A 20,299-nucleotide genomic window follows, 5' to 3' on the forward strand; every position below is an offset into this window, starting at 1 on the left:
CTTATCGCTCTGGGCGCAGGACGCCCGCTAGTGCTGGGTTCCTCAAACGGCGTACGCATATCGGCGCCGTAGTCGGCGGGTTGGCGGTGCGGGCCTGCCCCAGACCCAGGGCTGGGCTCGGGTGTTGAGCTGGGCTGTTGCGAGACGGGTGGCTTGCTCGATCTCGGGTGGTCCTGCGAAGGACTGCCCGGCGAGGGCGGCCTTGCGGAAGATGCGCCACCAGCCTTCCTGAAGGTTGAGCCAGCAGGCGCCGACGGGGATGAAGACGTGCCGGATTCTGGGGTGGTCCACCAGCCAAGTCCGGGTGGACAGGCTGTTGTGTGAGGACAGGTTGTCGGTAACGACGTAGATGTCCCCAGCGGGATTGGCTGCCTCGACCTTCTGAAGAAACTGCTGGTAGAAGGCACTGTTGCGAGAGGAAGCGGTCATGGTGATTTCCTGTCCGTCCCGCACTCGCAGCGCACCGTAGACCCAGGTCTTCTCCGGTCCGCGGCTGTAGTCGACTTCGGACTTGATGCGGTGGCCGTCCGGCGACCAGCCCGGCGCCGGCGGGAACGTGCGGGGGATCACCGGTCCGAGCTCGTCGGCGCAGACGACCGTCGCGCCGCCGGGCGGGCGGGTGTAGAGCTCGATGATCCTTGTCCTTTTCCCTCGAAGTCTGCGTCCCTCGAGCGGGTCCAGGACCGGGTGCGGCGCCAGCGCACCCTCTCGGCCAGCAGGATCCGACGGACCTGGCTGCGGCCGATCTCGATGCCCCGCCGCTGGGCCTCCGCGGCCAGTGCGTCAAGGGTCCACTCCGGCGGCCCGGACTCGTCCTCTGCGGCCAGTTCGCCGCCTGCCTGCACGGTCAGCCGGCCCGGCGCCGGCTGTCTGACCAAGCCGATGATCATCGAGCGTTCCGCCTCGGTGATCCGCCGTTTGCGGCCCTGACCGCCCATATCCTCCAGTCCGTCCAGGCCAGAGCGGTTGAAGCGGTGCAACCAGCGGCGGACCGTCTTGGGGTTGCACCTCAACTCTTCCGCGATGGCCGGCACCCGCTGTCCGGACCAGCTCAGCTCGACCATGCGCGCCCGCACCACCAGATCGCGCGGCGCTTTGCGGGCTCGCGACAGTCGAAGCACGAGCCGTTGCTCGTTCTCGTCACGGCTCGGCCGTGCCCGTAACACCACCGTCCAGCACCCGCTCCCGAGCAACCGAACAGCCCCGCCACCAGGACATATACCCAGCAAAAGAGGAACCCAGCACTAGTAGGGCTTGGTCAGGTTGGTATGGGCTCTGGCGTGTTGCGGTGACAGGTGGGGCAGGCGCCGGTCCAGAGTGCGAGGAGTAACTGCAGTTCGAGGGCGACCCGGTAGAGGCTCAGGCCGGGGCCGTCTCTTTTGGGGACCGGGTGATGCGTTGGAAGGTGCAGAAGGCGTGCGCGACGGAGACGAGGGTGACGTGGTGGTGCCAGCCTCTGAAGGTGCGGCCTTCGAAGTGGGCCAGGCCCGGGGCCTGCTTCATCTCGCGGTAGTCGTGTTCGACGCGCCAGCGCAGTTTCGCGGTGCGCACGAGGGTGGCCAGCGGGGTGTCGGCGGGCAGGTTGGACAGCCAGAACTGGACGGGTTCGGGCTCGGTGGCGGGCCATTCGGCCAGCAGCCAGCGCACGGGCAGCTCCGGGCCGCCGGCAGCTTTGCGGATCTCGCGTCCGGCGGGACGGATCCGCACGAACCGTGAGTACATGCGCTTGACGCCGCTGCGGCCGCTGCCCGGGCGGGAGCCTTCCCGCCACTGCACCGGCTTCGCGGCCCGCTTGCCTGCCTCGATGACCAGCTTCTTCACCGTCTGGGCCGGCTCGGGGTAGGCGGGCTGGGCTCGTGGGCCGCGACCGCGATATGGCGGGGTGCGCGGCTCTGCCGCTTCCGGCTGGGCGGTGGTCGTGGTGGAGATACCGACCGCGTAGCTCAGCCCGCGTTCTTCCAGGCCGAGGCGGAAGGCTGCCGCATCGGCCGTAGCCGCCGTCGGCGACGACGAGCGGGACATCGATACCCCACGACCTCGTATCGTCGATCATGTCCAGGGCCAGCTGCCACTTCTCGACATGGCCGATGTCCTCGGGGATGCCGCACTTCACGCGGCGGGCCGTGTTGGCCGGGCCGGCCTTCGGCGAGGCGGGATCCCAGCTCTCGGGCACGAATAGCCGCCAGTCGACGGCGGCCGAGGCGCTGTCGGAGGCCAGGTGCAGCGAGACGCCGGCCTGGCAGTGGTGACCTTGCCGGCGGTGCCGGTGTACTGCCGGGCCACGCAGGCCGAGGCGTTCCCGTCCTTGAGGAAGCCGGTGTCGTCGACGATCAGCGCGGTCGGTTTGATCACCTGCTGCATCCGCCAGGCGAGGCGGGCTCGCACGTGTGCCGCCTCCCACGGGCTGGTGGTGATGAAGTGGGCCAGGGCCTGCCGGTTGCCGTCCTCGCCCAGTCGGGCGGCCATCGGTTCCACCGATTTGCGCCGCCCGTCCAGCAGCAGGCCCCGCAGATAGACCTCGCCCCATCGGCGTTGATCCGCCCGCGCGAACGGCTCGAACATCTCCGCCGCGAAGTCCTCCAGATCACACCGGACCGTGGCCAACTCCCCACCCAGCACACCCGGTCAACGACACACCCGATCAAACGGACACGCCACCGGCGAGGAACCTGACCAAGCACTACTAGGGCCGGCTCGTCCGATGTTGCAAGAACAGCTGCAGGTTCTGTGCAACGCTCTGGTCGGGCCGGCCTCGGCACAGGCGGGCGCAGGCCGGGCCGCCGCAGACCGCTCACAGCCGACGGACCGTTCGCCAGTACAGGGGATGCCGGGCTTTCGGGTAGGATACACTCAGCCGGTGTCTTCACCAATACGTCCGCCCACGCCACGCCCGTGCGACAGCTGCCCATGCCGCCGTGATGTGCCGTCGGGGGTGTGGGCACATGAGGAGTACGAGAAACTCCGCAGATACCACGCTCCCACCCCTGAACAGCCCTCAAGTCTGTTCCACTGCCACCAGACCGACGCAGACAGCGCCGCGCGCCGGATCTGCGCGGGGGTGGGCCGGCTGCCACGGCAAGCACCTGTTGAGCCTGCGGGTAGCGCTGTTCAAGGGCTGGATCGGCGGGGCGGCCTTCGAAGCGGCGGCCGAGTATCAGTCGCCGGTCGCGCTGTTCGACTCGGGCAGCGAAGCCGCCGACCATGGCCAGTGCCAACGCTCTCGCAGAATTGAGCACGTAGCAGTCCCGCAGAATTGACCCTCTTGGGCTCCGGTCAGTCGCGGTGTGTGCGGTTCTCCTTGGCGAGGAGTTCGCGTCGTTGGCGGGTGCGGTAGGAGTCGCCGGTCAGGGTGAGGACTTCGGCGTGATGGACCAGGCGGTCGATCATGGCCGCGGCGACGACGTCGTCGGAGAAGGTCTCTCCCCAGCGTCCGAAGGGCAGGGTTCGAGGTCACCATGACCGAGCCCTGTTCGTAACGGGACGCGATCAGCTGGAAGAAGAGGTTGGCTGCGTCCTGGTCGAAGGGGATGTAGGCGACTTCGTCGATGATGATCAGTCTGTAGCGGCGGATCTTCTTCAGCTCGGCCTCAAGCCGGCCGGCTTGGTGGGCGGTGGCCAGGCGGGGTGATCCAGTTGCTGGCGGTGTCGAACAGGACGGAGTGGCCGGCGTGGGCGGCCTTGACGCCGAGGCTGATGGCCAGGTGTGTCTTTCCGATGCCGGGCGGGCCGAGGGGGATCACGTTCTCCGCTTTCGCGACGAAGGTACCGGTCGCGAGGTGGGCCAGGACGTCGCGGCGGAGTGAGGGCAGGTGGTCGAGGTTGAAGTCCTCAAGGGTTTTGACCTGCGGGAAGTGGGCGGTGCGGATCCGCATCACGGTGCCCTTGGACTCACGGTCGGCGACCTGCCGTTGCAGCAGTGCTGTCAGATACTCCCCGTGGGACCAATTCTCGTCCCGGGCCTGGGCAGCGAGGTCCTCCCAGCAGGCGCCGTTGGTCGGGGTCTTCAGGACCCGGGTCAGGTAGGCGATCATGGACGGCAGGCCGTCCTTCGGGGCCGCCGTGGTGGTCATGGTCATGCATCACTTCGCCTTCGTTGACGGTGGATCGAAGTCGACGCCGAACAGGGCGTCGTAGTCGGGCAGGGCCCGCAGGGCGACGACGTGCCCGTCGGTGTGCTGACGGCTTGCTGCCTGGCGCGGCTGGCGGTCCTCGGCCAGTTCCTGGCGCATTCGCTGGGCGGTGGCGGCGTGGACGGGGTTGGTGACCACGGCCTGTTTGGCCCAGGACCGCTCGTGCCGGGCGACGATCTGGCCGTTGCAGAACACCACCACGTCCTCCAGGGTCGCGGTGACGTCGACGAATCGGCCGATGATCTGCGGATCGACGGAGTAGTCGGCCGTGTCGACGCGGACGTAGTAGTCCCTGGCGGGCCTGATCCTCGAGCTCAGGCCGATCGGCGGCTCGACCGGTGGCAGGGGGGGACCATCGCCAGGTAGTCCTGTTCCTGCAGGTCCACCGGACGGCCGTGCGGCCAGGCAAAGATCAAACCTGCGCGTCGAAGCGCTGCGATCCACCCTGGCGGCGAATCGCAGCTCCCTGCCTGCTCCGCAGGAGTCCGTTTCCTCCCCAGCCTGAAGGCGGGGGTATTCACGGAGGAATCAGATGACGCTCGCCCATTGACAAACTGACGGCAGGGCATGCCATATGGCAGGCGGTTGGACGGGCTTCAGCATCTTGCGTGCTGCTATCTGGCCTCAACGGAGTACAAGGCGCCGGGAAACTCCCATCCGTCGGTGCCTTCGCCGATGTCCGAGACGATGACGTCGTCGATGAAGTGGTCCTCAAAGTCCTCGTCGGTCAGCTCGCCGCCCACCCAGAGTTCCTCGATGGCGTCCCAGTAGCCGCGGCTGCCGTCGATGCGCAGGGGCGCCGCGCGGCGTGTGCCGCGTTCGCGTTCGTCGTCGCCTGTCTTGACGGTGCCGCTGATCTCGAACTGGCCGTTCTTGACGTGGTCGGGGATCGGGTCGGCGGGGACGATGGCTGCGTTCTCGTAAGCGGTGTGGATGATGTCGATGTAGCTGCGGCGGATGTTGTACTCAGGGTCGGACAGCCAGTTGATCAGGGTCTTGGTGGTGACGTTGAGACCAGCGTCCTCAAGAGCCTGGTGTCCCCGCTGGCTCGCGGTGAGATGACTGAGCTGGGCGTGCCAGTGCTGGGCGGTGTACGAGGACAGGCGGTGGCGAGGGGTGACCTGGGAGCACAAGAGGTCGTTGAGGGCGGCGCCCAGGGATCCGCCGCGGCCAGTCGGGCCAGCCATCAGTCGTCACCCTCCGGGATGATCTCGCCGGGCTGGATGAACTTGGCCTTCACTTCACCGAAGCCGGTTCCGATCCGGTACGTGGCCGGTGGTGTGCCGTCAGGTGTCCAGAAGACGGCCGCGTCGACGTTGCGCAGTGCGAGGAGGGTGTGGCCTTCCTGGACGGCCCTGAAGGCCACGCTCCAGTGTCGGACGGATGCCTCGGCCACCATGCTCATGCGCCAGTCCGGCCGCCAGAACGGGGATTTCTGTTCTGCGCGCTTGGGCCACAGCAGGCGCAAGGCGATGGACAGGCGGGTCTTGTACGTCCTGTAGGGGTCGCCGCCGATCTGGACGAGCTCGGTGCGTGCCTTGCGTGTGGCCTCGTAGAAGGGCTTGAAGAGGGACTCGTTGGCCTTTCCGGTCCATGAGTCATGAATGGCCGGCATGGCGGCGAGGTGCCCGTCACGGACGAGCTTGTCCAGTTGCTTGATGTGGGGGGTGGTGACCCACACCCGGCCCTGGGCGTCGGGCCGGTCGATGATCCGCCCCAGGGGGTGCGGCATGTCGGTGCGGTTCCACTGCGGGATGTCGATGAGGTAGATACCGGCCTGCGTCTTGTCGAACGCGTCGAGCGGGCCGGTGTGCAGGAGTCTGTTCGGGGCGAGGGGAACAGCCGAACAAGCAGATGGGAAGCTGCCGTTGCGGTCGATCAGGCACAACATGCCGTCGCCGAGGGAGGCGGGCACTCCGAGCTGGTCACGCCGCACGCGCTTTCCGTTCGCCTTGATGTGGGGAACGCGAGTAAGGGTGACATCGGGGCGGACCCAGCGGGGCTCTCCATCCATGTCCTCGCTGACCAGTGGCCACGGGCCACTATCGCGCTCCGCCGTGCGAATGACCTTGATCGGACGCATCTTCGAACGGTCGACCGCGTCCTTGAGGATCCTCAGGGCTGGGAAGACATGGTCCTTGGGCTCGTCCACCTCGTCCCCTGGCACCAGATCGTCCTGGCCGTTGTCCTCGTCCTGCACCACGTCGCCCTGCACCTGCCCGGCGTCGGCCAGGGCACGAGTCTCGGCACTGGCAGGAGTTGCCTGGTCGGTACTTCCGGCGGTGTCAGCGGACAGGGCCGGAGTGAAGGCGCGCAGCGCGGCGGCGAGGCGGCGTCCCTCGTGAGTGTCCGGCAACTCCGATACCGCCGCAGCTACTTGGAGCAGCGACGGCAGGATCGTGCTCAGGGCCTGCTGGTCACCGCTGGCGACGGCGGTACGCCAGGCCGCCAGCTCGTGGGTGAGGGCGGCGGGGATCCCCTGGTGCCCGCCGGACGTGTAAGGGAGGGCGGCCTCGGCCAGTTCCAGAGCCGCCGTTCCGTTGTTGACCGGCGAGGACGCCGACGTGGCCGGGCTATGCGTACGGTCGCTGGTCCCGGAGCCCGCGTCGAGGAAGCGGGCGTGGAGCAGGTCGGGCTGTAGGTAGGCCGAGCCGATGGTGCCGAGGTCGCGTTCAGTAATGGTGACTTGGACCTGAACGAGGTTCGTGGTCGGAGCGAGCGTCAGAAGGACATCGGCGTCCAGGAGGCTCAGGAGCGTGGGGTCGTCACTGTCTACGACGGCCAAGACGGGGACGTGCAGAGAGCGGGCGAGAGTGGCCAGGACCTGGGAGGCATCCGGCAGGCGGTCGCCGGACAGGGGCAGCCGGGCGCTGTGGGCGGCCTGGAGCCGGTCCACGACCACGAGGGCCAAGTCGTCGACGTGCGGAGCCGTGTCCGCGATCGCCTCGGCGGTCAGGCCGCTGCCGTCGTCGATCAGCAGCGGGGCCTGGCTCAGTTGCTGTGCGACCTCCTGCTCATGGGGTGTCAGCCGGCCCTGCTTCAGGCGGGGATAGTCGCCGCTGGTTTCCGCGGAGAGGATCCGGCGGAAAATGTCATCCCGGTTCGGGCCGGACGCGGCGTACAGCACCCGATGGCCGTCTACGAGCGCGGTCCGCCGGGCGGCGGCCAGCCCCAGCAGGCTCCCGCCGACGTTCGGGGGTGCTGCCACGATTGTCAGCCTGCCTGCCTGCAAACGTCCGGCAGCGATGTCCAGTCCGGGCAGTCCGAACGCGGGGCCTGCAGCAGGACCAGTAGTGAGCATCGCGCCGATCGCGTCGCCGAGCGTGGCGAGCCTGCGGTGCACGTTACTACGTTCCCGTTTGCCGGTCACGGCACCTCCTGCGTTCGCCGCGAGCGCGGCCGTGTCGGGTGAGGGGGTTCCAGCGGCAGGGTCGATGGGCAGCAGGACCGCGACCGGCGTGGTGCCGCGCCGCAACAACTGCGGCTCGCCCTTAGCCGCCTTGGTGATGAGCTCGCCGAACTTGCTCTGTGCTGCGCTCAGGGTGTGGGACTGAAGGGCCTCGGCCTGCCGGGCTGCCGGAAGCCGGTCGAGGGGTGCTAGCAGAGCGCGGTCCTGCCGCTTGTGGATGAGCGTCGTGCGTCCGTCTACCTCGACACGCTTGACCAGGGCGTAGAGATCACTCCGTGCCTCGGTCGCGCTCATCGCGGGCTCACCGTGTCCCGACCAGCTCACTCACCCTCCCGCACTCACCAATGCACCCCGAGATTATCGAAGTTCCACTCACCTCAAGAGTCTAAGAGGTCGTTTGTTCCTGTTGTTTCATCCTGGAATCTGCTGCTTGGTCTGCGGTGTCGGGTCGCGCCAGGAGATGGTGTTCTCGCTCGTGAGGCGGTTGGCCATGAGGCCGGTCATGGCGAGGTGGATCATGGCTTCCGAGCGGACGGACAGGGTCTCGTAGTCGCGGGCCAGTCGGCGGTGGAGCGTGAGCCAGCCGTGGGTCCGCTCGGCTGCCCAGCGTTTCGGGAGCGGGGTGAATCCCCTGGTCCCGGGCTTGCGTTGAGTGATTTCCATGTCAATGCCGAGGGTGGCCGCGTGCTCGACGAGGTGCTGGCGGTAACCGCCGTCGACCCACACCTTGCGGATGCCGGGGTGTTCGGCCGCGACCTGGTCCAGGAGTCTGGTGTGGGCGACGGAGTCCTGCACGCTCGCCGCTGTGACCCGCACGGCAAGCAGGAGCCCGATGGTGTCGGTGACGATGTTCCGCTTCCTGCCCACGATCTTCTTCCCGGCGTCGATGCCCTGGCCGGCGGCGGGGACGCTGGTGGAGTTCTTGGCGCTCTGGGCGTCAATCACACACGCCGACGGCTCGGCATCCCGCCCCTCCTTCTCCCGCAGGAGCTGCCGGAGGAAGCCGTTGAGCTGCGCGAACACGCCCTCGTCCGCCCACTTGGCGAAGTAGCCGTAGACCGTGTTCCAGTGTGGGATCGTGCGGGAGGTGGCGCCACTGAACGCCGGTCCGGTCCACGTACAAGATTGCGTCCATGACGTCGCGCAGGTCGTGCTCGGGCGGCCGGCCGAAGTCCAGGGCCCGGCCGCGGCGCTCGAAGCGCCAGGCCGCCAGCACGGGCTCGATCAACTCCCAGCGGGCATCGGACAGATCACTCGGATACGGACGCCGCTTCGCCATGCCCGTGATGTATCGCCGCGGACCGAGTGCGCCCAGGCGCACCGCGATGACGACGGAAGCACGCAGCCCTGAAAACCGGACATCCTGGAATGAGACAGGAACGAGCAGCACCCCGCCCCACCCGTCCCCCCTCCAGACCCACCAACCCCATCCACACCTGCTGCCTCTTCCGCACCACCACTCCACCCTCCCGGAATCAATCCATAAACTGCCAAAGCAGATGAAAACGACCTCTGAAAGAGCGTTTTGTCCTGGCGGGTGTGTTTGGTGGCGGTTCGGGGAGTCATCTGATGCGAGAGTGCCGGGGCTGACGTGGCCGATGAGGCCTGTGGGGCAGATGTCATCAGACAGAGGCCCGGTTGGGGCTGATCGCTTCTGTCTGATCCCAAGGCGCCCCCGCTTGACGCCTTTTGCGCCCCGGGAGGCGCCGTCCTCGACGGTACTCCTCAAACATGACGCGACACCGCCCGTATCCCAGCGACTTGTCCAACGCCCGCTGGGAATTGATCGAGCCCACACTCGCCGCCTGGCGCCACGAACGCCGCGGCCGGGGTCTGGACATTGGCCGCCCACCCGAGCACGACCTACGCCGGATCATGGACGCCATTCTGTATGTCGACCGGACCGGAATTGCGTGGCGTTACCTGCCGCACGACTTCGCCCCCTGGGAAACCGTCTATGGCTATTTCGCCGCATGGCAAAAAGAGGGCATCTTCGGGGAACTCAACGGCCTGCTGCGTCGCCTGGTCCGGGAGACAGAAGGCCGCGATGCCGAGCCGAGCGCTTGCCTACTGGACGCGCAGAGCGTCAAGACCTCCGCCAACGTGCCCGCGGTCGGCCAGGGCATCGACGCCGGAAAGAAAATCGCAGGTCGCAAGCGCCACCTTGGCGTCGACACCCTCGGCCTCCTGCTGGCCGTCTGGGTCACGGCGGCCAGCGTCTCCGACAACGTCGGCGGCATGCATCTGCTTTCACAGATCGCCACCGACCATCCCCGCGTCAGCAAGGCATGGGCTGACACCGGCTACCGCACGAAAGCCATCGACCACGGCGCCCGCCTCGGAATCGACGTCGAAGTCGTCCAACGCGACCCCGGCGTCAAAGGCTTCAAGGTGATTCCCCGACGCTGGGTGGTCGAGCGAACCTTCGGCTGGCTGATGCACCATCGCCGGCTCGCCCGCGACTACGAAACCCACCCTCACCGCTCCGAAGCCATAGTCTAGATTGCAATGATCGACCTGATAAGCCGCCGCCTCACCCGCGAATCCACCCTCAACAGGCGCGACACCTGAACTTCGAACCAAACACACCCGCCAGGACAAAACGCTCTTTGAGCGGTCGTTTATGCAGGTCCGGCCCTATATGCACCTGTCACCCCTGGCTGGCTTTAAGCGCTTTCGTCCTGTAGGTGGCGAATGACCTTCTCCGGGGCGGAAGCTCGACCATCCGTCTAGTCCGCTTCTGCAACCAGAAGTACGTCTGGTTTGAAGATGCCACGGGATCGCCTGATGGGCAGCGGAACCGAGCCGTCCGGCAAGCCCGCTATGACGCTACGCCGTGAGCGAGCGCAAGCCGTACCCCAGCGACCTGTCCGACGCCCGATGTGCTCTGAATGAGCCGACGTTGACGGCCTGGAGAAAGGCCCGGCTCGACCGCAGACCAATCGGGCAGCCGGCTAAGATCGATTTACGCGACCGGGGGAGGGCAGGCCGAGGGCACAGGGGACGGCGCTACGGACCTCGTCGGCGCCGACCATGCACACCGCCCGCAAGATCCTCCGCGCCTTCCTCGTGCCCCACCTCGACGTCCACGCCCACGGCGTTCCTCCTCAGTCCCCGCACCTCGGCGCCTTACCGGCTGCGCACCCCCCGCTGTCGACAGCACGGTGCTCCAGCAGTACTCGACCTCGCACTGGGGGTGAGGAGCAGCACATATGGACTGCACAAGCAGGCCCTCTTCGCTGCGGTCACCGACTTCGGTCAGCAGCTGCCGGACCTCCGGGCTGACTCTTGCGGGGATCGGTAGCGCCCTCGTCCTGCACTTCCTGGACCGCTGGGAGGAGGACGAGGTGTTCACGGCCTTACTCTGCGTCGGTGTACCAATCCCGCGGGTACGGAGCGGCAGGTCGAACCGCTCGCAAAGGCGGGTCTGTCCGGACCCGGTGGGCGCCCGCCCGGCGCGCGGCGCTCACGGCCTCGCAGATCCTCGGCGCGGCCAGGCGCCGGAGGGCACTTCGGTTTTGGCGCCGAGATGACGAGGACGAGCACTTCCCGCCTTTACCCTCATGTCGGGGCTAGAAAGGCATTGCGGGGAACGACGAAGACCACGCGGCTCAGGACTTGGGTAGGTTCACCTCGGGAAATTTGGCGGAGTTGGTTGCGCCCTAAGGACGCAACATGACATCCCCAATTGTCTACGAGTCAAGATGAGGACCTGATGAACGAGAGCCCACCGCCGTCCGCAGAGCCGGACAGTACTCAAGCAGTCGAGAGCACCGGTCCCGCAGAAGTGGGGTCAGAGCGCGAGCAAGACACGGTGGGGTTTGTCAGTGAGGACCCGAACGACACCCTTGAGAGGGGTGAGGACGCACATGGTGGAGCGGGAGCTGGGCCGATCCAATCGGCGCCCCAGCACAGCATGTTCAGGCCGCCGCCGGAACCGCCGGCGGACATGCATGAGGCGGCTCGGCTCGCACCCGACCACTGGATCGGCATGGTCGATCCAGCCTGGAGGGGAAACGGAGCGCCGCCGAAGTGGGCCCTGGTCGGTTGGTGGCGATCCGGGAGTACCGGGGAAATCGAGCAGTGGCAGGAGAACAAGGATTACCGGCCGTCGCCCCAAGCACTCGGTTGGCCCGAGCCTACTGACCCGGTTGATGCGGCAGTCCAGTTGGCGAGCACCAGATATGGTCCCGCAGAGGACGTCCCCCGTAGATTGGCCGTTGCCGAAGTGGCCTTCCTGGTTGAGTCCGATGGTACCCCCGTCTGCGGAACGGCACCGGACCACACCCCGGTGCTGCCCGTGTACACGGCACCGGACCACATCAAGGCCGTTGGAAGACTGTTGTTCGAGGTACGGCCAGTCGCTGATCTCGTGGAACTGCTTCCGCTCGGACACCAGCTCTACGTCAACCCAACTGGTGCCGTAAGCATGTTGGTGGAGACAGAGTCTCTTCTGAGCGAGTTGGACAGCCGCGATGGTGTGGATAACGAAGAGGGCTCGTCTCAGGCGGAGGCGTCGGCTGAGTCCGTTGCGGCGGCGCCTGGCGTTGGGAGCACGTCGGAGCAGGCCGACGATGCCCCAGCTGCGCTGCCCGAAGAGCCGACGCCCGGAGTCCGGATGTAAGACCGTCCCAGGGGCCGCACCGCCGCCGGGCGATCGTGTTCAAGAAGTTCCTGGTCGTGATCGAGAAGACAAAGCCCGCCAGCCTGGACGTCCACCTGGTCTGTGACAACTACGCCCGCCACCCACAACACCGTCGAGACCAAGACGTGGCTGGGCAAACACTCCCGCTGCCACGTCCACTTCACCCCACCGGCTCCTCCTGGATGATCCAGGCTGCGCGATGGTGCCTGTTGAGGGACAAGCTCATCCGCCGCGGCCCCTGGAGACGACATCAAGGTGTTTCGCCACCTGGAAGCCAGAACCCGTGGCCCTTCACCCAGACCAAGACGCCGACGAGATCCTCAAGTCCCGCGCCGACTACCTCGCCGTCATCAACCCGACCGGCGCCAAGAACAGCTAGTTGACAAATTGCGAAATTTCTGACAGCCACACTAATTCTGTGCGACGCGGCGACACGCCACCGATATCACGCCGGGATCACAATGATTCTCTCTTGTTTGAAAACCCAGATCAGCCAGATTCTCCGAAGGTGACACCTGTCTGTGGCAGGTTTGAGCGTGCATGCGTCTCGGCAAATCCGTGCTGCACCAGAACACGCGAATCGAAGAGCTCTGCGCTCTCAAAGCAGGCCGGCGGGTACTGAATATGAGGAGTCAACATACGTCGTATGAGCGGGGTCATCTCCGAGGGAACTGCTGTAGTAGGCCTGTCCGTTGCCTTGCCGATGGCGCCTCGTGCACCATCAGCGCCACAGCCCTGCGGTGACACGACCGACATCGTCAGGCTGTGCAAGTGAGGAATAACCAGCCTAGTCGCGCTTTTGACGGAAGAGAGCTGGCGATGCAAGCCCACTTATCGGCGAAGTCAGCAAGGGTGACGGTCCACGACCAGGGCCCTTTGCACAGGAGGGCTATGTCAGCGCGGCCTAGGATCAAGTGGTTGACTTGGCCAGAGTTCCAGCCAGCCCCCATGTCGACACATTGAAGGCACACTGCAGGGCCGGTAGCGAAACTGCTGACAAGACCGAAGTTCGATTCCTCAACAATACACTCGGCAGACGGTGCCGATAATTCTCCTGAGCATCGTTGCGGCTGAACGGTGCAAGGCCGCACTCTAATTCAAAAGCTGTCACCTTGGGCTCGACCTCTGCGGAGCCACGCTTGCCTGCTAACGGTGGCTTCTCCAATTTGGCCTTCTCGCCGGTCTCTTCACACCTCACGGGAGCACACTGATGGTCGACGCTGTCCCCTTGCGTCCTTATCAGCGGCAGATCATCGACTCGGTGGTGGCCGGCCTGCGGAGTGGCGGCCCAGGGCAGATCCACATGGCCTGCGGGAGCGGTAAGACATTGGTGGGCCAGCGTGCGGCTGAGGAACTGCTGCCACACGGCGGCACAGTAGCCGTACTAGTGCCATCCCTGGCGCTCGTCGCACAGACTCTCAACGCGTGGCGTCGCCGGAGCGCACTGCCACTTGATGTGCTCGCCGTGTGCTCGGACGACAGCGTCGCTGACAGTCTTGTCCATGTGGCGGACCTTCCCGTGCCGGTGAGCACCCATCCGGGGCAGATCACCCAGTGGCTGAGCGGGCCGTCGGAGGACGGCTGCTTGCGACTAGTGCTGTGCACCTACGTGTCTGGGCCACGGCTGGCTGAGGCCGTCCGGGCGACCCGCCCCCTGGACCTGGTCATCGCGGACGAGGCTCACCACCTTGCCGGCCGCGCCGACTCGCCCACTCGACAGATCCGCAACCCGCAGGTTTTGCCAGCCAGTCGTCGTCTCTACATGACAGCAACCCCGAAGGTGGACATCCGCACCGACGTCGTCGACGCGCCCGGCATGGACGACACCGGCCTGTTCGGGCCTGTACTGGACGCTTACCCGTTTGCCCGTGGTATCGCGGAGGGATACCTGGAGGACTACCGCATCGCTGTCATCGGCGTCCCTGACCGGGAGGCCCGTGAACTGTTGGCCAATCAGGACACGGAGTATCTCGAGGAGGCGGGCGCCCCGTCCCTGCAGACCGTCGTGTCACAGGCGGCTCTAGCCCGGGCGCGGCAGCAGTTCGGGGTACGCAGAATGCTGACCTTCCACCCGCGCATCGAGGCCGCAGCCGAGTTCACGCGGACTTTGAATCGCAGCGTGCAGCGCATCGCCCCTGGCGAAGACCAGCACCTGGCCGCCGCGTACGTCCACGGCGGGATGGACCACGCGACCCGGGACTCGATCGTGCGCAAGCTCGAACAGCCTGGGGACGGCTGGGTGGTCGTCTCCAACGCCCGCTGTCTCGGCGAGGGCGTCGACCTGCCCTCCGTGGATGCGATCCTGTTCGCCCACCCAAAGCGTTCCGCCGTCGACATCTCACAAGCCGTCGGCCGAGCCCTGCGTCGCGACCCTGACGCACCGGGACCCGCCACGATCATCGTGCCTCTCATCGTCCCCGACGATGACCGCGAGATCGGCGACCTGGACCCAGGCGATTTCAAAACCCTGTGGCAAGTCGTGCGCGCCCTGCGCGCCCACGACGAAACTCTTGGCGCAGCTCTTGACGCCACCCGTCAGACCGCCTCATCTCACAATCTGTCGCTCCCCAGCAAGATAACGATGATGCTCCCGCCCGGGCTGAACGCAGATGCCCTCCTCGCCCAAATGCGGCTCCTTTTGGTCCGGCAGACCACCAGCCCATGGTGGGACGGCTACCAGGGAGCCGTCCGGTATCGTGAGGAACACGGCCACCTGCACGTTCCTGCCAACTATCAATCCGCAAACGGCCACCGGCTCGGTGCCTGGATCGCCCGCCGCCGTTGGGAGCGTCGCCGCGGCTTCCTCTCCGCGGAGCGCGTCGGCCAGCTCACCGAACTCGGGATCGATTGGAACCCCGGCTCAACCGCCTTCGCCGCCCGGCTCGACGCGCTCACCCAATTCCACAACCAACACAGGCACGTACGCGTTTCCCCGAAGCAGGATCGCAATCTGCACCAATGGCTCGTTAAGCTGCGCGGCATGCGGGACAAGCTCGACGCGAACCGCATTGTCGCCCTCGATGCACTCGGCATGGTGTGGTATACCGACCTGCCCGACGAGCGGTGGACGGCAGGCATCGCCGCAGCAGGCCGCTACTACGCCGCCCGTGGCAATCTGGCCGCCCCCCGCTCATACCGGGACGGCGAATTCCGGCTCGGCGACTGGCTCAACACCCAGCGCTACCAGTATCGCAAGGGTGAACTGCTGCCACAGCGAGTGGTACAGCTTGAGGCCCTCGGTATGGTCTGGGAACCGGAAGAGACAAGGTGGCGACAGATGCTCACTGTCGCGGAGGTGTTCTACAATACCCACGGGCACTTGCGTGTGCCGCGCAGCTATACCACCCCTGATGGTGCCAGACTCGGCTCCTGGCTCTTGCATCAACGCCGACTCCGCAGTGGCATGAAAAAGGGCGGCATCTCCGAAGAACGGATCGCTGCCCTGGACGTTCTCGGCATGGTTTGGTAGACCGGCTCGACTGCAGTAGAGCGTTTACAGAATGCCGTTCGGGGTCTTCGCCCAGTGCGTCAGCTCGGCACGCTCGGCGTGAGAGCACCAATTCCGGCTGGATCCGACCCGGCAGCGGCTCGTCCACCAGGCCCGCCATCCGCCGGGCCACGAACCGCGTGCGCCACTTGCGCCGCCGTTCGCTCGCACAATGAAGCTTCCCCGTGATCTTGGACACTCGATGTCTACGCCGCGAGGGCGTGTTCCTGATCGAGGCGATGCCGGGTGGCTTTGTCGATGACAAGGAACAGCGCATGCCGGTGAGTTTTGACAGCGGTTCCTGCTCCGTGGGCCCGAGAATGTCGGTGAGTTTTGACATCGCCTCGGAGTGCTGGGGTCCTTCCCCGGTGCCGTGATGGTGGCCGTCCTCCGGCCCGCGTCAAGGTCGTTCGTCCTCGGCTGCGCCTGCGGGCGCTCCACCCTGCCCCGGTCCTGCGGCCGGCGAATCGGCACCTGTGGAGGAAGGGCCCACTTTGATCGTCAGTCAGCGGCCTCGGCCCTGGCCCGGGTCTGAGCAAGGCGATAGGAATCGGTGCCGGTCTCGATGATGTTCCCGCCGAAGGTGAGACGGTCGACGATGACCGCGCAAAGCCGCCGGTCCGTAAACGTTTTCGTCCACCCATCTGGGGCTGGCACATGTTTCAATTCGTGGATCGCTGCTGCGACCGGCACGTATCCATCTCCTGCGGTCCTCGTTGGTTTTCACGGCGGCACTCGGATTCTCCAGGTGCTGCCTTGATCGGTCAGGTGCGAGGAAGGTGTGCCGGTGACATCCCAGTTCAGGGTGATCGAGGGTTGTGCCGTCCTGCTGGAGCCGTGACCGCCGATCCGTGGGAATTCCAGGAGGAGTGCGTCGAGGCGTTCGTCGCCTCGTGGCGGGCTCGCGGGTTCAGCCCGGTGACAGTCGAGAACGACATTGGCCTGCTGGAACGAACGCTCACTGCGCTGGGCCGACCCGCATGGGACGTCACCCCGGAGGACATCGACCGCGTCGTCGGCGACCTGGCCCTCGCCGGGCGGGCGGCATCGACCCGGCGCGAGTATGTGCAGATCTTTAGTACTGCAACGGTGTTTGACGTGACTGTTGGGCAGTTTTTGAGGGGCTGTGTCCGCGTCGTTTGTAGTGGCTGATGCGGGTTTGGTGCTGGCGTCGTCGTCAGTGTGGCCAGTGCAGAACGTCGTCGACCGGGGTCGGGCGGCGGTCCGTGAGGCGGGTGATCAGGCGTCGGATCTCGGCGGGGCTGTAGTGGATGAGCTGGGGGGATCCGTTTCTGCTTTGTCCGTGTCCAGCTCCCGTGCCCGCAGGACGGTCAGGCAGGCGTGGGAGGCCATGGCCAGGGTCATGTGGCGGTGCCAGCCGGGATAGCGGCGGACCTGGTAGTCGTCCAGGCCGCATTCCTGCTTCGCAGTCTGGAAGCATTCCTCGACAGCCCATCGGCTGCCCGCGATGCGGATCAGCTCGTCCAGGGTGGTGTCGGCGGGGCAGTAGGCGATGTAGTAGGAGATCTCTTCGGGCCGGCTGACGCTGCGGCGGGCGAGGACCCAGTGCCGTCGGTCCTCTCGGTGCCATGGTCGGACTTCGACGCGGGCCCAGTCGAAGGTCCGCCGGCCGTGAGCTCCCGCGCCGCAGGACCGGCGTTTCCACTTCTGCCGCGGCAGGCCGGGAAACAGGTCGTGGACGGGGTGGTCGATGGACCAGCGGGTGACGACCGTGTCGTGCCGGGTGGTGGCCATGACGTGGAAGACGTCGGCTTGCTCCAGCTCGAACCGCCAGCCCTTGCTTTAGCCGTAGGCGGCGTCCGCCGTCACCCAGCCGAACGGGACCCGGTTGGCGATGGCCCTGCGGATCATCGCCTTGGCCATGGCCACCTTCGTCTCGAAGCCGACCGTGTCGTCGATGCCCGCCCGCCGGCAGCGTTCCCGGTCGTCCGTCCAGGACGTTGGCAGATACAGGCGGCGGTCGATGAGCGTGCGTCCGCGATCTGTGGCGTAGGCGAGGAACACCCCGATCTGGCTGTTCTCGGTGCGGCCGGCGGTGCCGGAGTACTGCCTTTGCACGCCGGCCGAGCGGATGCCCTTCGTTCATATAGGCGAGCGCCAACTGACGCGGCTCCTCGGACCGTTCCCCGCCCGGGGACTGGTCGAGCAGTGGCTCAAGGCGGGAGCGCTCGACCGCGGTGTTCTCGCCCCGACTGAGGAGGGGGTTCCGCAAGGCGGGATCATCTCCCCGGCAGGCGCGGGCTGAGCGAGGGCTTGTTCCTGCGTCGCCGCGAGCCCCAGTACTCGGTCAGCGCCGGGTCGTCCACGGACGCCCCCTTGATGACCAACTGATCTCTGACGATCCGGGTCCAGGCGAATTTGGTGAGATAGCGTCCGCTCTCGCGGTCACCGAACACCCACCGGTCCTGCCGGGACTCGTTGAACCGGCCGAAGTACCGGGACGTGCCGAACCTGCGCGGCGAGCACTACGACGAAGCCGAACGCGATGACGATCGCGCGGGGTCTTGCCCGGGTACTCGCCGCAGTCGACTGGATCGAGAGTGCCGTCACCCGCGGCGAGGAACGACCTGGACGATCAGCTCCAGAACCTGCTGAAGGGCTCGGGTGAGTAGGCGATGGGGCGGGGAGCCCTCGCTCACGTCCCTGCCGAAGCGATCCTTGACGCCCTTCAGGAGTCCCGCCCCGCCGGACTGACTATCACACAGGACATGGCCTCCACCGAACGCACCCGCGCGCACATCCACACCGGGCTCGCGCACCTACGCCAGGTCGCGGCCGCACGCGGCCTTCCGCCCGTGACCTGGGACCGTAAGTGGGGATACGCAAAGCTGGACTGCGGTCTCGGCGGCAACATCCGCCCCGGATTGGGGAGGTCTCAAGAAAGTCCGGCCGTGATCGTGCGTACGAACTCGTAGGGTCTTTCCACGTGTTGATTTCGGATGCCTCGGACAAACCACGCTCTCCGGTACCAGCGGGGGGAGAGCGGTTCCGGAGAGCGCGGAGTTGTCCTGGCCTCCCGCCGGGGAGGGGGAAGTGGGACGAGAGACCAGGGGCGCCAGGCATCACCTTCGTAAGGCGACGCAGGGATACAGCGGACCATCACGGAGGGCAGGGCCAGGAACAGGCGAGTTCTCCATCGGGCTGAGCGGAGTTTTTCGGCAGCCTTACTGATTTCGGTGAGAGTCTCACCCTATGTGGCTGACATATTTCACTCGATTCGTTCAGGTCCGCCAACTTGCGGTGCAGGGTTAGTACGGTTGACGGTCCCCAGTGCGTAGGAGTAGTTATACAATGACTTCCGACAGTAGTACTACGCATCGCCACAATCGATGCACGGAAGTCCCTCTGGTTGGTAACAATGGGCAGCGCATCCGAGGAGGATGCGGTGGCGGAGGAGGGTGAAGCCTGCTCTGCCGTGCATCTGGCGTGCGATCCGCTTGGTCTTGGTGTTGACGCCCTCGGTGGGGCCGTTGCTGTGCGGAAGCGTAAGCGCGGCGATCACGGCGTCGAGGTCGCGCTCCAGCTCCCGGGCGAAGGCGTGCAGGTGGGGCAGATCGGCTGCGCGGACCTGGGTGATCCAGAGCTCGAGCGCGTCGGCATTCCCTGGCTGAGGCTTCAGGAGCTGGGCGAAGGATCGGATGTAGACCGCCAGTTGGGTCATCTCGGGGCAGGCCGCGGTGAGCCGGGCCAGCAAGTGCTGTTGTTCGGCCTTGAGGTTGTCGGGTCTGGTGAGCAGCATCGGGGTGAGCCGGCGGGCGGAGATGTGGCTGCGGTCGGCGTCCGCGCGTCCTTGGTTGATGTACTTGTGCAGCAGGTTGAGACAGCCGGTGAACCCTCGGGCTTTGATCTCTTCGAAGAGGTGCAGGACGGGGGCAGGGTCCTCGGCGCGGCGTTTGCACAGGTGTTCTCGGTAGGTATCGACCAGGCTGGCACGGTACTTAGGGACACGGAGTATCCGCTCGGGCTGATCGGCGCGGGCGTAGCGTTTGACGGTGTTCAAGGCCAGTTGCAGACGGCGGGCACATTCGAGCAGCCCCACGCCCTGATCGAGCAAGTCGTGGACCTGGTGCCAGCGTTCCAGGGTGGTCTGTGCGCGGGGCCTGTGGTAGAGGGGTGCGTCCAGCACGGCGGCCCAGCAGCTGCTGGGCGCTTTCACTTCGCTCAGCGCGGCTTCGCACAGGTTTTTCCAGAAATACCAGCGATCACCAACCTGCACCGCACCGGGCAGTGCACGGCGGATGGCCTCGGCGTAGGTTGCGGAGCCGTCCCGGCACACGATCTCGACGCCCGGATGCTCGCGCAGCCACGCCTTCAGGGTGTCGGCCGTGCGGTCGGCAAGTACGTCGATCCGCTTGTGGGTTTCGGCGTCGATCCACGGTGGCATAGCGGTGCCGCCGGTGCAGGGCGAAGTCGTCGACCCCGATCACGCGGGGCACCCGCCCGGTGGGCAGAGGGATGCGCAACAGGGTGCGCAAGGCAGTGTGACGCGACAGTTGTCGGCGTACGGACTTCTCTGGCTCCGGCAAGATTTTCGTGACGTGGGTGTGTGCCACCGTGCGCCGGTGACGCTCCGTCACTCGTGGCGGCACCGTCGGCAAGTGTGATGA

Annotated in this window: 13 protein-coding genes and 10 pseudogenes; 9 read left to right on the plus strand and 14 right to left on the minus strand. The window is 66.3% G+C overall.

Features of this window, described 5'->3' with window-relative positions; translation table 11 throughout:
* Nucleotides 1-42: 42 nt before the first annotated feature.
* The 3 genes and pseudogenes from OG254_RS48695 to OG254_RS48705 all read right to left on the minus strand — a co-directional run bounded on the left by OG254_RS48695 (nucleotide 43) and on the right by OG254_RS48705 (nucleotide 2,562).
* Complete coding sequence (locus tag OG254_RS48695) at nucleotides 43-636, minus strand: IS630 family transposase (RefSeq protein ID WP_405594770.1); 594 nt, start codon at nucleotides 634-636, stop codon at nucleotides 43-45.
* Nucleotides 567-1,121: a helix-turn-helix domain-containing protein gene (locus tag OG254_RS48700; RefSeq protein ID WP_405576380.1), complete on the minus strand. Its 555-nt coding sequence runs from the start codon at nucleotides 1,119-1,121 to the stop codon at nucleotides 567-569. The genes OG254_RS48695 and OG254_RS48700 overlap by 70 nt, the downstream gene beginning before the upstream one ends.
* 238 nt (nucleotides 1,122-1,359) lie before the next feature.
* Nucleotides 1,360-2,562 (minus strand): annotated as a pseudogene (locus OG254_RS48705) (IS701 family transposase).
* 262 nt (nucleotides 2,563-2,824) lie between these two features.
* Between OG254_RS48705 and OG254_RS48710 the strand changes: the two are divergent.
* Both OG254_RS48710 and OG254_RS48715 read left to right on the plus strand, forming a co-directional pair.
* Nucleotides 2,825-2,945 (plus strand): annotated as a pseudogene (locus OG254_RS48710) (hypothetical protein); the annotation flags it as partial.
* Nucleotides 2,943-3,257: a DUF6283 family protein gene (locus tag OG254_RS48715; RefSeq protein WP_405594607.1), complete on the plus strand. Its 315-nt coding sequence runs from the start codon at nucleotides 2,943-2,945 to the stop codon at nucleotides 3,255-3,257. The pseudogene OG254_RS48710 and the gene OG254_RS48715, both read left to right, overlap by 3 nt.
* A gap of 16 nt (nucleotides 3,258-3,273) precedes the next feature.
* On the opposite strand, the gene OG254_RS48720 is transcribed toward OG254_RS48715, so the two are convergent.
* The 7 genes and pseudogenes from OG254_RS48720 to OG254_RS48750 form a co-directional block, all read right to left on the minus strand.
* Nucleotides 3,274-3,387: an ATP-binding protein gene (locus OG254_RS48720; protein WP_405594610.1), complete on the minus strand. Its 114-nt coding sequence runs from the start codon at nucleotides 3,385-3,387 to the stop codon at nucleotides 3,274-3,276.
* Between the two features lie 106 nt (nucleotides 3,388-3,493).
* Nucleotides 3,494-3,619 (minus strand): annotated as a pseudogene (locus OG254_RS48725) (ATP-binding protein); the annotation flags it as partial.
* Complete coding sequence (locus OG254_RS48730) at nucleotides 3,588-4,076, minus strand: ATP-binding protein (protein ID WP_405594612.1); 489 nt, start codon at nucleotides 4,074-4,076, stop codon at nucleotides 3,588-3,590. The gene OG254_RS48730 and the pseudogene OG254_RS48725, both read right to left, overlap by 32 nt.
* A gap of 3 nt (nucleotides 4,077-4,079) precedes the next feature.
* Nucleotides 4,080-4,525, minus strand: a pseudogene (locus OG254_RS48735) (Mu transposase domain-containing protein); the annotation flags it as partial.
* A gap of 219 nt (nucleotides 4,526-4,744) precedes the next feature.
* Nucleotides 4,745-5,317, minus strand: a complete 573-nt coding sequence (locus OG254_RS48740) for a hypothetical protein (protein ID WP_405594614.1) — start codon at nucleotides 5,315-5,317, stop codon at nucleotides 4,745-4,747.
* The gene (locus tag OG254_RS48745; protein WP_405594616.1) at nucleotides 5,317-7,833 is read right to left on the minus strand and encodes a DnaB-like helicase C-terminal domain-containing protein; all 2,517 of its coding nucleotides are present in this window, start codon (nucleotides 7,831-7,833) and stop codon (nucleotides 5,317-5,319) included. Before OG254_RS48745 ends, OG254_RS48740 begins: the two co-directional genes overlap by 1 nt.
* A 117-nt stretch (nucleotides 7,834-7,950) precedes the next feature.
* Nucleotides 7,951-8,818, minus strand: a pseudogene (locus tag OG254_RS48750) (IS5 family transposase).
* Nucleotides 8,819-9,270: 452 nt separating this feature from the next.
* On the opposite strand from OG254_RS48750, the pseudogene OG254_RS48755 reads away from it, so the two are divergent.
* From OG254_RS48755 to OG254_RS48775, 5 genes and pseudogenes are all read left to right on the plus strand, one after another.
* Nucleotides 9,271-10,110 (plus strand): annotated as a pseudogene (locus tag OG254_RS48755) (IS5 family transposase).
* 265 nt (nucleotides 10,111-10,375) lie between these two features.
* A pseudogene (locus OG254_RS48760) lies at nucleotides 10,376-10,513 on the plus strand (IS5/IS1182 family transposase); the annotation flags it as partial.
* A gap of 1,017 nt (nucleotides 10,514-11,530) precedes the next feature.
* Nucleotides 11,531-12,163, plus strand: coding sequence for a type VII secretion system-associated protein (locus OG254_RS48765; protein WP_405595650.1), 633 nt, complete (start codon nucleotides 11,531-11,533; stop codon nucleotides 12,161-12,163).
* Nucleotides 12,164-13,394: 1,231 nt separating this feature from the next.
* Nucleotides 13,395-15,653: a Helicase associated domain protein gene (locus tag OG254_RS48770; RefSeq protein ID WP_405594618.1), complete on the plus strand. Its 2,259-nt coding sequence runs from the start codon at nucleotides 13,395-13,397 to the stop codon at nucleotides 15,651-15,653.
* Between the two features lie 239 nt (nucleotides 15,654-15,892).
* The gene (locus OG254_RS48775) at nucleotides 15,893-16,048 is read left to right on the plus strand and encodes a hypothetical protein (RefSeq protein WP_405594620.1); all 156 of its coding nucleotides are present in this window, start codon (nucleotides 15,893-15,895) and stop codon (nucleotides 16,046-16,048) included.
* A gap of 124 nt (nucleotides 16,049-16,172) precedes the next feature.
* On the opposite strand, the pseudogene OG254_RS48780 reads toward OG254_RS48775, so the two are convergent.
* Nucleotides 16,173-16,313 (minus strand): annotated as a pseudogene (locus OG254_RS48780) (ATP-binding protein); the annotation flags it as partial.
* A 195-nt stretch (nucleotides 16,314-16,508) separates the two neighbouring features.
* Here OG254_RS48780 and OG254_RS48785 point away from each other — a divergent pair.
* Entirely contained in the window at nucleotides 16,509-16,823 is a 315-nt protein-coding gene (locus tag OG254_RS48785) for a hypothetical protein (protein WP_405594622.1), read from the plus strand.
* An 87-nt stretch (nucleotides 16,824-16,910) separates the two neighbouring features.
* On the opposite strand, the pseudogene OG254_RS48790 reads toward OG254_RS48785, so the two are convergent.
* Together OG254_RS48790 and OG254_RS48795 are read right to left on the minus strand one after the other, a co-directional pair.
* A pseudogene (locus OG254_RS48790) lies at nucleotides 16,911-17,771 on the minus strand (IS701 family transposase); the annotation flags it as partial.
* A gap of 140 nt (nucleotides 17,772-17,911) precedes the next feature.
* Entirely contained in the window at nucleotides 17,912-18,088 is a 177-nt protein-coding gene (locus OG254_RS48795; protein WP_405594624.1) for a hypothetical protein, read from the minus strand.
* A gap of 312 nt (nucleotides 18,089-18,400) precedes the next feature.
* Between OG254_RS48795 and OG254_RS48800 the strand changes: the two genes are divergently transcribed.
* Nucleotides 18,401-18,607, plus strand: a complete 207-nt coding sequence (locus OG254_RS48800; protein WP_405594626.1) for a hypothetical protein — start codon at nucleotides 18,401-18,403, stop codon at nucleotides 18,605-18,607.
* Nucleotides 18,608-19,062: 455 nt separating this feature from the next.
* Here OG254_RS48800 and OG254_RS48805 read toward each other — a convergent pair.
* Nucleotides 19,063-20,185, minus strand: a pseudogene (locus OG254_RS48805) (ISL3 family transposase); the annotation flags it as partial.
* Between the last annotated feature and the right edge of the window lie 114 nt (nucleotides 20,186-20,299).

This window comes from Streptomyces sp. NBC_01092, assembly GCF_045039535.1.
GTDB lineage: Bacteria > Actinomycetota > Actinomycetes > Streptomycetales > Streptomycetaceae > Streptomyces.